The organism is Actinoplanes subglobosus (assembly GCF_042650585.1).
In the GTDB taxonomy this organism is placed as follows: Bacteria; Actinomycetota; Actinomycetes; order Mycobacteriales; family Micromonosporaceae; genus Actinoplanes; species Actinoplanes subglobosus.
Genome location: NZ_JBHSBL010000024.1, coordinates 342,661 through 355,335 on the forward strand (window position 1 = coordinate 342,661; position 12,675 = coordinate 355,335).

The 12,675-nt window shown below is 70.8% G+C and carries 13 protein-coding genes and 1 pseudogene; 6 read left to right on the forward strand and 8 right to left on the reverse strand.

Features of this window, described 5'->3' with window-relative positions:
- The first annotated feature begins 53 nt into the window (after positions 1-53).
- Entirely contained in the window at positions 54-947 is an 894-nt protein-coding gene (locus ACFO0C_RS35710; RefSeq protein ID WP_378071191.1) for a DUF4437 domain-containing protein, read from the forward strand.
- A 50-nt stretch (positions 948-997) separates the two neighbouring features.
- A complete protein-coding gene (locus tag ACFO0C_RS35715; protein ID WP_378071192.1) occupies positions 998-1,417 on the forward strand; it encodes a nitroreductase family deazaflavin-dependent oxidoreductase in 420 nt (139 codons plus the stop codon).
- Positions 1,418-1,525: 108 nt separating this feature from the next.
- Here the strand turns inward: ACFO0C_RS35715 and ACFO0C_RS35720 are convergent, their stop codons facing one another.
- Together ACFO0C_RS35720 and ACFO0C_RS35725 are read right to left on the reverse strand one after the other, a co-directional pair.
- Positions 1,526-1,744, reverse strand: a complete 219-nt coding sequence (locus tag ACFO0C_RS35720; RefSeq protein WP_378071193.1) for a DUF397 domain-containing protein — start codon at positions 1,742-1,744, stop codon at positions 1,526-1,528.
- A gap of 12 nt (positions 1,745-1,756) precedes the next feature.
- Entirely contained in the window at positions 1,757-2,647 is an 891-nt protein-coding gene (locus tag ACFO0C_RS35725; protein ID WP_378071194.1) for a helix-turn-helix domain-containing protein, read from the reverse strand.
- A gap of 238 nt (positions 2,648-2,885) precedes the next feature.
- Between ACFO0C_RS35725 and ACFO0C_RS35730 the strand changes: the two genes are divergently transcribed.
- The 3 genes and pseudogenes from ACFO0C_RS35730 (at position 2,886) to ACFO0C_RS35740 (ending at position 4,510) form a co-directional block, all read left to right on the forward strand.
- Positions 2,886-3,317, forward strand: a complete 432-nt coding sequence (locus ACFO0C_RS35730; protein ID WP_378071195.1) for a hypothetical protein — start codon at positions 2,886-2,888, stop codon at positions 3,315-3,317.
- A 100-nt stretch (positions 3,318-3,417) separates the two neighbouring features.
- A pseudogene (locus ACFO0C_RS35735) lies at positions 3,418-3,582 on the forward strand (TSUP family transporter); the annotation flags it as partial.
- A gap of 16 nt (positions 3,583-3,598) precedes the next feature.
- Entirely contained in the window at positions 3,599-4,510 is a 912-nt protein-coding gene (locus ACFO0C_RS35740) for an aminoglycoside phosphotransferase family protein (protein ID WP_378071196.1), read from the forward strand.
- 395 nt (positions 4,511-4,905) lie between these two features.
- Here the strand turns inward: ACFO0C_RS35740 and ACFO0C_RS35745 are convergent, their stop codons facing one another.
- From ACFO0C_RS35745 to ACFO0C_RS35765, 5 genes are all read right to left on the reverse strand, one after another.
- On the reverse strand, positions 4,906-5,883 hold the full coding sequence (locus ACFO0C_RS35745) for a peptidoglycan-binding domain-containing protein (RefSeq protein ID WP_378071197.1): 978 nt from the start codon (positions 5,881-5,883) through the stop codon (positions 4,906-4,908).
- Between the two features lie 182 nt (positions 5,884-6,065).
- Entirely contained in the window at positions 6,066-8,015 is a 1,950-nt protein-coding gene (locus tag ACFO0C_RS35750; protein ID WP_378071198.1) for a methyl-accepting chemotaxis protein, read from the reverse strand.
- Between the two features lie 62 nt (positions 8,016-8,077).
- Positions 8,078-8,587, reverse strand: coding sequence for a flavin reductase family protein (locus tag ACFO0C_RS35755; RefSeq protein WP_378071199.1), 510 nt, complete (start codon positions 8,585-8,587; stop codon positions 8,078-8,080).
- On the reverse strand, positions 8,587-9,741 hold the full coding sequence (locus ACFO0C_RS35760) for an LLM class flavin-dependent oxidoreductase (protein ID WP_378071200.1): 1,155 nt from the start codon (positions 9,739-9,741) through the stop codon (positions 8,587-8,589). The genes ACFO0C_RS35755 and ACFO0C_RS35760 overlap by 1 nt, the downstream gene beginning before the upstream one ends.
- A gap of 72 nt (positions 9,742-9,813) precedes the next feature.
- Positions 9,814-10,701, reverse strand: a complete 888-nt coding sequence (locus tag ACFO0C_RS35765; RefSeq protein ID WP_378071201.1) for a LysR family transcriptional regulator — start codon at positions 10,699-10,701, stop codon at positions 9,814-9,816.
- Between the two features lie 229 nt (positions 10,702-10,930).
- Between ACFO0C_RS35765 and ACFO0C_RS35770 the strand changes: the two genes are divergently transcribed.
- The gene (locus ACFO0C_RS35770) at positions 10,931-11,320 is read left to right on the forward strand and encodes a pentapeptide repeat-containing protein (RefSeq protein ID WP_378071514.1); all 390 of its coding nucleotides are present in this window, start codon (positions 10,931-10,933) and stop codon (positions 11,318-11,320) included.
- A 748-nt stretch (positions 11,321-12,068) separates the two neighbouring features.
- On the opposite strand, the gene ACFO0C_RS35775 is transcribed toward ACFO0C_RS35770, so the two are convergent.
- A complete protein-coding gene (locus tag ACFO0C_RS35775; protein ID WP_378071202.1) occupies positions 12,069-12,521 on the reverse strand; it encodes a hypothetical protein in 453 nt (150 codons plus the stop codon).
- Positions 12,522-12,675 lie beyond the last annotated feature (154 nt).

Here is a 12,675-nt window from a genome sequence, read left to right on the forward strand (position 1 = left end):
AATAAACGCTACGTTCTGCACCGGAAACCATCCGTCGAGCCCGGAGGCACCCCATGCGCCCGCACGTCGAGATCGTCGACGAACGTGACCTGATCTGGCACATCGCCGAGTTCCAGCACGCCACCGGCACCGCCGAGCAGCGGAACCTCAGCTACGACGAGGAGGACGGCTCGGCGTCGCTCAAGGTGCGCTTCACCAGCGACTGGTCCCGCCCGGCCGGCGTGCACCAGGCCGACACCGAGTGGTACGTGCTCTCCGGTCAGGTCGTCATCGGCGACACCACCCTGGGTGCCGAGGGCTACTGGACCGCCCCGGCCGGTGTCTGGACCCCGCCCGTCACCGTCACCGAGGGCACCGAGATCCTGCTGTTCCGCGAGTACGGCGACTGGCACTTCGAGCCCGCCGCGAGCGACCGCGAGACAGTCCGCCCCGACCAGGCCCTGATCGTCCTGGACAGCGCGGCCATGCCGTGGATCGACGTCCGGGACGGCAGCCCGATGCGGTTCGACCTCGGCGGCACGCCGGTGCCCGGTCTCTACATCAAGCTGCTGCACCGCGACGAGAAGACCGGCTTCTACACCCGCCTGATCAAGGCGAAGCCGGGCTGGCGCGAGGTGCCGCTGGCCCACCACCCGTGCTCGGAGGAGGCGTACTGCCTGGACGGCGCCTTCGACTACAACTTCGGCAAGATGTGGCCGGGCACGTACTTCTGGCGGCCGCCGCTGATCCGGCACGGCGACTTCACCGCCGATGCCGAGAAGGGCTGCACCTGGCTGATCCGCTCGGACGCCGACCTGGTCGACTGGTACACCGAGAACGCCCGCGTCGAGATGCACGGCGACGCCACCAACTGGGGCGACGGTTTCCCGCAGAGCGCCGCGCCGCGCTGGATCGAGCCGGTCCGCTCCCGCAGCGTCGGCCGCTGGGACACCCCCACCTACCAGTGATCCTCGCGGTGCGGCGGGCGCGGGGCGCGCCGGGCGGCGAGGATATCCGGATGAGCGACTGGAATGCGCAAGTCATCGACGAGTTCCGGGCCAACGGGGGCCGGGTGGGCGGCCCGTTCGAGGGTGCGCCGATGGTGCTGATCCACCACCGTGGCCGGAAGTCCGGCCGGGAGATGGTCAGCCCGTTGGTGTATCTGCCGCACGAGTCCGACGACGACGTCATCTACGTGATCGCCTCGAAGGGGGGTGCACCGGAGAACCCGGGCTGGTACTACAACCTCACCGCGGCCGGGAGCGGCGCTGTGGAACGCGGTACCGAGACCTATTCCGTGGCGGTCCGCGAGCTGACCGGTGAGGAACGCGATCGCCGTTTCGGTGAGCAGGTCGACCTCCGCCCGAACTTCGCCGGTTACGCCGAGAAGACCGCCGGTATCCGCACCATCCCGGTCCTGGAACTGACCAGGGCTTAGCCGTTCTTAAAGCGCGTATTAAGGAATCCGACTCACGGGTAACCGTTCGGAAAAGGTCAACGGCCCGGTCCTGCCCCTTCTGGGTGACCGGGCCGTTGCTGTACGGAATCAGGCGGTGGGAACCGGGAACTCACCCTTTCCGGCGCCGTCGAGGAAACAGTCCCACTCATTGGCGTCGAAGACCAGGGGATCACGGTCCGGGTTCCGGGAATCACGGATGGCGACGAACGCGCCGACCTGCGTGAACTCCACGCAGCCACCGTTGTTCCCGGACTTGGTGGACTTGCGCCACTCAGCGCCGGTCAAGCTGACCTCGTACTTGTCCATAGGTGGCTCCTATTACTGCAAGAACTGGCGGGCAACGCCGGCGATCAGCTCGCGCGATTGCTGCTTGCTGAGCGCTGCCGCGTTGATGTGGTCAAGGGCAAGGTTAGCCCGTCCCAGATCATCTTCCCGTTCGAGGTACAGGTTCCCCGCCTGCGACTCCACATACGCAACCGGCGTGTGTAAATCCTCCGCGAACTCGAATAGCGTCAGGGCCCCCATTGCGCCTGGATAACCGCCATTCGCGAACGGAACGACTTGAACTGTCACCCGTTTGGGAAGGGTCAGAAGGTGATCGAGCTGGCGCGCCATGACCTCCCGCCCACCCAGTTGCCGGCGCAGCACCGCCTCGTCGAGGACCACCCAGATCTCCGGCGGATCCTCCGCGAAGACGCGTTCCTGACGTTCCAGCCGGATCTGGACCTGCCGGTCGACCTCGGCGTCGGTCAGTGCCGGGTTGAGGCTCTCGGCGAGTGCGTGCGCGTAGTCCTTGGTCTGCAGCAGGCCGTGGATCATCAGCGGCTCGAAGATTCGGATCTTGGTGGCTGCGGACTCCAGACCGAGGAACGTCGCGAACGGGGTCGGCACCTGCCCGTACTTGGACCACCACCCGCGCTGGGCACCGAGGCGGCGCAACTCGAGGAGCTGGGCCCGTAGCGGGTCGGGTGCGCCGTACAGCTCGAGGAGAGCCTCCAGCTCCACCTGCTTCATGCCGACCTCGCCGCCCTCGATCTTCTGGATCTTGCTGACCGAGCAACCCAGGCGGCCGGACGCGTCCTGCTGCGACTTGCGGGCGGCGCTGCGAAGCTGCGACATCTGCTCACCCAGTTGCCAGCGGGGGATCGTGGGGCCAATGGGTCGCGGCATGCTGCTTCCTCCATCGACGGCGGTGTGATCGTCGGCCATCCTCGTCCTCCGCGGGCCGTACATCAATGGCGTCCCCCGAAAGATTTCCGCGTTCGTCATCACCCGATCGGGGATCAAAAAGTTACGACATAAGATTGACGCTATCCCTTCCGTCCGGCCACGCTGGACTGACCGACACTCGTCGAAGCCCGACCCGATGGGGGCGACATGCGGCACCGGAGCGACACGTGAACGGCGCGGGTAAGCAGCCGTGTGAGGGGGAGTGGTGGGCGCGACGATGACTCCCGACGACGTCGAGCGCCGCCATCCCGGCTGGCAGATCGACCGTGCGCTGCAGCCCCGCACCGTGCGGCCGGAGTTGCTCGTCCCGGCCGGGCACTACTGGGCCGTGCACTGGGAGCTCGACGAGCCCTGCCTCATCGCCGCCGATCTGGAGGGCCTGGTGCACCAGCTGACCAGGCGCGACACCGCCCGGGTGGCGGCGGTCCGCGAGGTCGCCGAGGCGCGCTGGCCGGGCTGGCGGGTCGGCTATGCGGGCGCCGTCGCGACCGGGGTCGCGGGTGTCGAGGTCCCGCCGGGCTGCTTCTACGCGGTCCGGCGGGGCCTGCGGCACTGGCGCAGCCGCCCGGTGATCGGCGCCAACCTCACCCAGCTCTGCGACCGCATCCGCGAGGCCATCCGCCCGACTCCGTCGAGGCGACCCGACTGACCACCGGGCACCCTGGTCCTGATCGGCACCCTGGTCCTGATCGGCGCCGTGGTGATCGGCGGAAGCGTCCCGCGCGCCTGACCTGACCGGCGGTACAGGCGTCTTCGGCCCGGTCGACTGGGCATTCGTGGCCGTGCTGGCGCCGGCCACCGTGATCGGCGGGTATGCCGGCGCCCGGGTCGCGCGGCGGCTGTCCGCGCCGGGCCTGCGCTGGATCATCGTCGCCTTCACCGGTGTCGTGGCCGGCACGCTGTTGCTCGCCTGAGCTATCGTCGCCGCGCGTGACCCACTCGACGATCGAGATCACCGCCGGCCTCGTCCGTGACCTGGTGCGCGATCAGCACCCCGACCTCGCCGACCGGCCGGTCTCGTTCGGTGCCCGGGGGTGGGCCAACCAGCTGTGGCGTCTCGGCGACGATCTGGCTGTCCGGCTGCCCTGGGTGGCCGGTGGCGGCGCCGACCGGCAGTTGCGCAACGAGTTCACCTGGCTGCCCGGGCTGGCCCGCGACCTGCCGTTGCCGGTTCCGGTGCCGCAGCGGCTCGGTGAGCCGTCCGCGCTGTTCCCCCGGCCGTGGCTGATCACCACGTGGGTTCCGGGGACGCCCGCCGATCGGGAGCCGGTGACCCGTGGCCCCGATGCGGCCGTCGCCCTAGCCGGGTTCCTGACCGCGCTGCACCGGCCCGCACCCGCCGGAGCGCCCGTGGGACAGGACCGCGGCGGGCCGCTGGCCGACCTGTCGGCCGGGTTCGCCGGCGGTGTGGACATCGTCACCGAGCGCGGGCTGATCGACGATCCGGACGCCGTCCGCGCCGTCTGGCACGATGCCGTCACCGCGCCCGCCTGGTCCGGCCCGCCGCTGTGGCTGCACGCCGACCTGCATCCGGCCAACGTCCTCACCGGTGGCGGGACCCTGCGCGGCATCGTCGACTTCGGTGACATGTGCGCCGGTGACCCGGCCTACGACCTGTCGGCGGCCTGGCTGCTGCTGCCGGACGGCGCGGCCGGCGACTTCGACGACGCCTACCGGCCGGCCGTGGATCCGGCCACCCGGCGGCGTGCCCGGGGCTGGGCGATGGCCCGCGTCCTCAGCGGCCTGATCATCGGCGACAACGGGGTGCACGGCCGGCCGGGCGGAAAGGCGACCTGGGGCCCGCCCGCCGCCGCGGCCCTGCGGCGCCTGATCAGCGCCTGACCCCGCGTCTCAGCAACACCACGATCCCCACGACGACGAGCACGACCGGAATGAGCATTCCCCACCTCAGCAGACCTCTCATGGGACAGAAAATTCCATCCCGGGCGGCCGCCCGGCTCATCCGCGCCGGATGAAACCGTCAGGAGCGCACCGGGAACGGTGACGGGGCGGCCGCTCGGCTCCATCCGCGCCGGATGAAACCGTCAGGAGCGCACCGGGAACGGTGACGGAGGCGGCCGCCCGGTTCATCCGTGCCGGATGAAACCGTCAGGAGCGCACCGGGAACGGTGACGGGGCGGCCGCTCGGCTCCATCCGCGCCGGATGAAACCGTCAGGAGCGCACCGGGAACGGTGACGGAGGCGGTTGCCCGGCTCATCCGCGCCGGATGAGACCGTCAGGAGCGCACCGGTGACGGTGACGGTGACGAGGTCAGGGTGTGTTCGAGGGCGGCGATCGTGGCGGCGTCGACGGTCCCGGACGGTTCCACCCCCAGCGACGTCTGAAACCTCTGCAGCGCCTCGGTGAGCTCGTCGGTCCACGTGCCGTCCACCGGGCCGGTCCAGAACCCGGCCAGCTTCAGCGTCTGCTGCACGGCCGCGGTGCTGGCGATGACCTCGTCGGCGGCCGCACCGCCCTTGGCCCGCAGGTCGGCCTGGAGCGCCGCGTCGGTGGCCTTGTCGACGGTGCCGGTCACCGGCAGGTCGTGCGCCTTCTGCAGGTCCTGGACGGCGGTGACGGTCGTCGGCCCGTAGACGCCGTCGACCTCCTTCTGGTAGTACCCCGCCTGGGACAGCGATTTCTGTACGGCGAGTGTGTAGTCACGGGCCCGGCCTCGCTGGTCGTCGCTGAGGCAGCCACTCTCGCCGAGCAGGCTCAGCCACGACATCTCCAGCGCGACGGCCGCCGCGTTGAACTGCTCCGACGCCTGCCGCAGCGGCGTCTGGCCGGTGATGCCCTGCTGCGCCGCGGTGAAGTCGGCGTCGGCCTGCCGGACCCGGCCGACCGTGGCGGCCGGCAGGGACGGGCCGGGCGACGGCGTGCCCGACGGCGACGGCGAGAGGTCGGTGAGCGCCTTCGCCACCGCGTCGCGGGCCTCGGCGACCTCCCGTGCGGCCTCGAGCACCTCGTCGCGTGGCTCGGCCAGGTCGGCGCCGGCCTCGGTCACGTCGGCGACCGTCGGCGCCGTCGCGTTGATCACGTCGCCGTACCGGTCCAGCGCCGTCACATACGTGGCGCTGCTCCGGCAGAAGTCGTCGATCCGGGCGATGAGCTCGGTCTTCGCCTCGGCCAGCGCCTCCTGTTTCCGCGCCTCCTGCCGCTGGTCGGCGTCGGCGCCGCACCCGGTGACGGCGAGCGCCATCACCAGCGGCACGACCGGTATCCGGGCCCGCACGTCAGCGGCCGTTGCGCCGGCGCAGGATCACGACGATGCCCGCGACCACGAGCAGCAGCGGAAGGATCAGTCCCCACATCAGCCATCCGTTCATGCCGGCCAGAGTCGCAGCCGGCGGCCGGGCGCGGATCATCCGCACCGGGTGAGGGAGTGGCCGTACCTCAGTAACGGAAGTTGTTGACGATCGTCGTCATCTCGGCCGCCAGCCGGTTGAGATCGGCGACCGCGTCCTGTCCGCTGCGGGCGTTCGCGGAGGCGTTGCGCGCCGAGTCGGCGACGTCCGAGATCGCCCCGGTGACCAGGCCGGTGTTCCCGGCGGCCTCGGTGACGCTGCGGCTCATCTCGGTGGTCGTGGCGGTCTGCTCCTCGACGGCCGACGCGATCGACGTGGTGTAGTCCCCGATCGTCGAGATGACCTGCACGATCTCGTTGATCGCGGTCGCCGCCGAGGTGCTGATCGCCTGGATCGCGGTGATCCGGCCGGTGATCTCCTCGGTCGCCTGCGCGGTCTGCTGGGCCAGCTCCTTGACCTCGCCGGCGACGACCGCGAAGCCCTTGCCCATCTCCCCGGCGCGGGCCGCCTCGATGGTGGCGTTGAGCGCGAGCAGGTTCGTCTGTTCGGCGATGCTGGTGATCAGCCGGACCACGTCACCGATCTCCTCGGTGGCCGTGCCGAGGTGCGCGACCTGGTCGTTGGTGCTCTCGGCGACGGTGCGGGCGTCGTTGGCCACCCGGGCGGCCTGTGCCGCGCTGCTGGCGATCTCGGCGATGGCGGCGTTCATCTCCTCGGCACCGGCGGCCACCGACTGCACGCTCTGGTTGACGGTCTGGGTGGCCTCGGCCGCGGTGCCCAGATTGTCGGACACGTGCACGACGTCGGCGCTGAGCCGGTTCGTGCCGTCGGCGAGACGGTCGGCGGCGGCCCGTACGTCGGCGGCCGAACCGGCGATCCCCCGGACGGTCCCGGCGACCTTCTCGACGAACCGGTTGAACGCGGCGGCCAGCTGCCCGGCCTCGTCGTTGCTGCGGACGGTGGCCCGCTGGGTCAGGTCGCCGTCACCGTCGGCGATCTCGGCCATCCGGTCGCGGAGCCGTTCGATCGGGCGGACCACACCGCGGGCCACGATCAGGGCGATCACCGCGGCGATCAGCAGCACCGCCGCCGTGATCCACATGCTGATGTCCAGTGACGTGTGCGCCGCCTCCAGGATGGTGGCGGTCGGCACGGTGACGATCAGCGACCACGTGTCGGTCGTGCCGAGGACCAGCGGTGCGGCGATCTGCACCTGCTCGTCGTCGCCGGTGACCAGTCGCCGGGCCGGGGAGCCCTGGGCGACGGCGGCCGCGGCCAGTTCGGCGACGGCCGGGTCGGCGGGCTTGCCGGCCTGTGCCGGGTCGCCGCCGCCGACGAGCAGGCCACCGGAGCTGACCAGGATCGCGTTGCCGGTGCCGAACGGCCTGATCTGGGCGAGGGCGGCGGCCACCGCGTCCAGGGTGATGTCGATGCCGGCCACCCCGGCGGTCTTCCCACCGGCGGTGATCGGCACGGCCAGCGACGTCATCAGCACGCTCTTGCCGCCGACCTCGTAGGCGTACGGCTCGAGCACCTTCTCCTTGCCGCTCTTCTGCGCGATCAGGTAGTAGTCGCCGTCACCCTCCTCGGTGTACGACGTGAGCACGGTCGAGGTGATCGTGTCCCCGTCGCGGTACCAGTACGGCACGAACCGTCCGGTCGAGTCGTGCCGGGCGTCGCGGCCGCGGAACCGGGCGTCGGCACCGTCGAACGCGCCCGGTTCCCAGGCGGTCCACACGCCGAAGTAGCGGGGGTGCCGTTCGAGCAGCGTCCGCAGGACGGCGTTGGCGGCGGCCCGGTCGGCTCCGCCGGCTGACTCGGACGCCATCGTCCCGCTCAGGTCCCGGGCGCTGCCGAGCGCCGTCATCAGCTGGACCTGGAGCTCGGCGGCGTTGCGGACCCCGATCTCCTGCGCGAACGCGAAGCCGGTCTCCCGCGCCTCGGACAGGTTGCGCCGGGTGATGACGGTCGCGACGAGCACCAGCGAGACCCCGGTGATCAGCAGGACACAGATGATCAGCCGGAGTTTGATGCTCAACCGGTTCAAACCCATCACACCGAGATGTTCGGCATGTGGGCCGTGCCACTAAGCCAAAACCCTCAGATGTACGGCGAGAGCCGCCCGAATCCGGACCGGTGGAAGACGAGCGGCCCACCGTCCTGATCCGCGCTGTGGTCCACGGCGTGCAGCCGGAGGAGCACGATCGTGTGGTCGCCGGCCTCCACCTCCCGGTAGATCGAGCAGTCGAACCGGGCCAGCCCGTCGTCGACGGTCACCGCCCCGCCCGCGGTCACCGACAGCGCCGCGCCGTCGAACCGGTGCCCGACCGGGCCGGCCAGCCGCCGGCACAGCTCGCCGTGGTGCGCGGCCAGCACGGTCACCCCGAGACGTCCGGCGCGGCGCAGGTCGGGCCACGTCCTGGAGGTGTTCGCGATCGACACCGACACCAGCGGCGGGTCGAGGCTGACCGAGGTGAACGAGCTGGCGGCCAGGCCGACCGGCTGCCCGTCGACCGAGGCCGCCACGGCGACGACGCCGCTGGGGAAGACTCCGAAAGCCTGACGGAGGCGTACCGGATCAAGGTCTTGATTGGTGATGAAAGTGCCCATCAGCGGGTGGCTCGCCCGACGGCGGCGAACGGCATCGCGGCCTGGTGCCGGCGTCGTGGCCGTTCGTCCTTCCACAGGCCGCGCTCGGCGAGGATCGGCAGCACGCCCTCGCCGAACCAGTACGCGCCCTCCAGGTGCGGGTAGGCGGAGAGGACGAACTCCTCGATGCCCAGCGACGCGTACTCGGCGATCCGGTCGGCGACCTGCTCGTGGCTGCCGACCAGGGCCGTTCCCGCGCCGCCGCGGACCAGGCCGACGCCCGCCCAGACGTTGGGGTAGATCTCCAGCTTGTCGGTGCGGCCGTGGTGCAGGTCGAGCATCCGCCGCTGCCCCTCCGACTCCGACTTGCGCAGCCCCTCCTGGACCTGCGCGATCGTCGCCGGGTCGATGCCGGCCAGCAGCCGGTCGGCCTCGGCCCACGCCTCGTCGGCGGTGTCGCGGGTGATCGTGTGCATCCGGATGCCGAACCGGATCGTCCGGCCCTGCTCGGCGGCGAGCCCCCGGATCCAGGCGATCTTCTCGGCCACCGCGGCCGGCGGCTCGCCCCAGGTCAGGTAGACGTCGGCGTGCCTGGCCGCGACGACGCCCGCGGCGGGAGAGGAGCCGCCGAAGTAGATCTCCGGGACCGGATCGGGGATCTGGGTCAGGTGGGCGGCGTCGACGTGCAGGTGCTCGCCGTGGAAGTCGACGGTCTCACCCGCCCAGAGCCGGCGCACGATCTCCAGGAACTCGTCGCACCGGGCGTAGCGGGCGTCCTTGTCCAGGTGGTCGCCGTACATCCGCTGCTCGTGGCCCTCGCCGCCGGTGACCACGTTGAGCAGCAGGCGGCCCTCGGTCAGGTTCTGGAAGGTGCCGGCCATCTGCGCCGCCAGGAACGGTGAGATCAGGCCCGGCCGGAACGCGACCAGGAACTTCAGCCGTTGTGTGGTCTGGCTGAGCATCGCCGTGCTCAGCCACGCGTCCTCGCACCAGGCGCCGGTCGGGGTGAGCGCGGCGGCGAAGCCGTTGTCCTCGGCGGCGCGGGCGACCTGGGTCAGGTACGCGACGTCGGCGGGACGGCCGGAGTGGCCGGCGGAGACGCCGTGGCCGCCGCCGACCACGTGCCGTCCGTCGCCGCCGTTGGTGGGCAGGAACCAGTGGAACTTGAGATCCATACCCTACAGGCTCGCTAGATTTTGGGGGTTATGCAAGCGATGTGACGACGGGAACGCCGAACACCCGTTCGGTCACACCGAACGCGCCAGTCGCACGATCGTCCCCTCGAACTCCGCGATCGCCGGCGGCACCCGGTCGAACCGCCGCCTGACCAGCAGCATCATCACCGGCGGCACCTCCTCCGCCAGCGGCCGCGCGGTGATCACCCCGGCCGTCTCCAGCGGATCGCCGACGATGCTGTAGTCCGGCAGGATCGTCGGCCCGGTCCCGGCCGCCACCAGCGTCTTGCCCATCTCCGCGCCGTCGGTCGCGAACGTCTCCGCCGGGGGAGCGTCACCGAACAGCCGCCGCGCCAGCCGGTACATCAGATAGCCCGGCCGCATCGCCACGAACGGCCGCCCCCGCAGATCCGCGACACTCACCGCGGGCTGCGCGGCCAGCGGATCATCGGTCCGGCAACACACCTTCGGTACGCCGTGCAGCAGCACCCGGCTCTCCAGCGAGGCCGGCAGCTCGTCGTCCGGGAAGGAGTTGATCAGCCCGACGTCGAGACGGCCCTCGATTAGGCGCTCCTGGATCTCCGCCTGCAGCAGCGTCGCCACGTCCACCGTCGTGCCCGGACGCCCCGCCCCGAACTCCCGCACCGCCGGAACCAGCAGCGACGACGTGCCCGCATTGACCGTACCGACCCGGATCGTGCGCGCGTGATCCCGGGCCGCGGCCTTCAACTGCGCCACCCCGGCCAGGATCTCGGTCATCAGCGGCAGCAGGTCACGGCCCTCCCGGCTGACCCGAGCCCCCGAACGGTGCCGCTCCAGCAACGGAACACCGAGCTCCCGCTCCAGCGTGCTGATCGCCTCACTGAGCGTCGACTGCGACACGTGCAGATGTTCCCCGGCCCGGCGCAGCGACCCGTACCGGATCACCGCCGTCAGGTATTCGAGCTGCTCGAACCGCATGCCGCCTCCCAGGGGTCGGCCCGCTGCCACAGGGTGGGCAGGTGCAGGGCGATCCCGTCACGGGCGGCCAGATCACCGAGAACGCGCAGGGTGAGGTCGAGGTCGTCGGCGAAGTAGGGGAGCGCCCGCAGGGGCCGGTCGAGCGGCCGGAAGAAGTCGTCCCAGTGGATCAGCACGACGCACCGGGCGCCGACCGCGCGCACCGTGTGCCGCCAGTAGTCCCGGATGTATCCCACCCCGCCCGCCCCGAGCCCACCGTGTCCTCGTTCGCCGTGTTCTCGGTTGCCGGGCTCGGGGTTGCTGGTTCCGGGGTTGCCGGCTTCGGGGTTGCCGGCTTCGGGGTTGCCGGCTTTGCGGTTGCCGGCTTTGGGGTTGCCGGCGCCGAGTCCGCCGACGCCGAGGAACACGACATCCGCCCGCCGCCCGTCCAGCGCGCCCGACACGAAGCCCGCACTGCCCTGCACCAGCGCCGACCGCCCGCTGGTGTGCTCGACGAGAATCGACCACGCCTCACCGCAGCGATAGGCCGACGCCCGGACCGGCGGCGTCACCGGGGCGTCGATCACACCCGGATACCGGTCCGGCGGGCAGTGCGCGGACTCCACGAACGTCACCGTGAACGCCCCGTACCGCCGCGCCTCGCCCGGAACGACCACGTGGATCCGTTCCTCGGCCAGCCCGCCGCCACGCCCGACGGCCGCCGCCGATCTCCCTCCGGCGAGTGCCGCACCCGTCCGCAGCGCCACCGCGGCCGAGTCCATCACATGGTCGTAGTGAGTGTGCACCGCCGCGACGACATGCAACCGCGGCCCGGGTTTCCCCAGCCCGAGCCGCTCCAGCCCGTCGGTGATCCGTTTCTCGTCGGGAGCGATCCGCCCCAGTCCGACCCGCGGCAGCGACGGCCGGGAGAAGAACCCATCAGTCATCACCGCGTCCGCCCCGTCAGCGAACAGCAGCCCCGCCACCCCGAAGAACGTGACCCCGAACGCCCCACCCGCCTCCGGAACACCGAAAAGCCCGGCGTGAACGCCGAGATCCGGACGCCCAGCCCTGATCCGCATCCCGGCGACGTTACCGCAGCCATCAACCCAGGTTCCTAGGCTGGTGTACGGGCTGTGGCGCACCGCCCAGCGCAAAAGGCACCCACACCCACAAGACGATTCACAAAGAGCTCACCAGGACTCACTGGAAAAAGCCCGCGCCCGCGAGCCGGACCTAGGGCTCGCGCGCCAGGCGAGGACCCCACGGCGAGCGCTTCGGTGGTGCGGCTCCAGGTTTCGCCGAGCTCGGGGCGTCGGTCGGCTGACCGACTGAGGCGGCAGTCCGCTGACGTACAGCGGAATCTGCCGCCCTGCGGTGCTGTGGAGTCAGAAGGCGTCGCGGATCTCGAAGGTGACCTTCGGGTGGGTGCCGAGTCCGCCGCCTTTGACCTCGCATTCGAGTTCGTCGGGAGCGTCGCAGGTGAACTCGTTGTCGCGGGTCCACGGGTTGCGCCAGTAGAACTCGACCTCTCCGTAGGTGGTGTCGTAGGTGACGGTGGCTTCGGTGCCGCCCTCGTCTTCGGTGGATTCGGACCCGAACTTGACGACGGCGAGCCGCTTGATCGTCCGGGGTGGTTCCTTGGTCCAGTCGCCTTCGACGATGTCGTCGTCGGAGAGGGTCAGGCGCACGTCGGTGTGGTTGCGCACGGTCACGGCGACGCTGCGGTCGCCGGGTGAGGCTACCGGCTGGGCCGCTGCGGGGCCGGGCAGGCTGACGGCGACGCCGGCGGCGGCCAGGACGGCGGCGCTGACGGTACGGGGCAGGGTGAGCCGGGACATGGTGATGTACCTCCGGAATTGGTGTGTCGGGAATCGGTCCTACCGAACGGGCGGCTTCGCGTCGGCTCGGACCGGGCATCTCAGTATTACTCGAATTTGCCGTGTCGCAGGTTTTCGTGGAATTTTTCCGCTGACGGTCGGATCCTTATTGGTC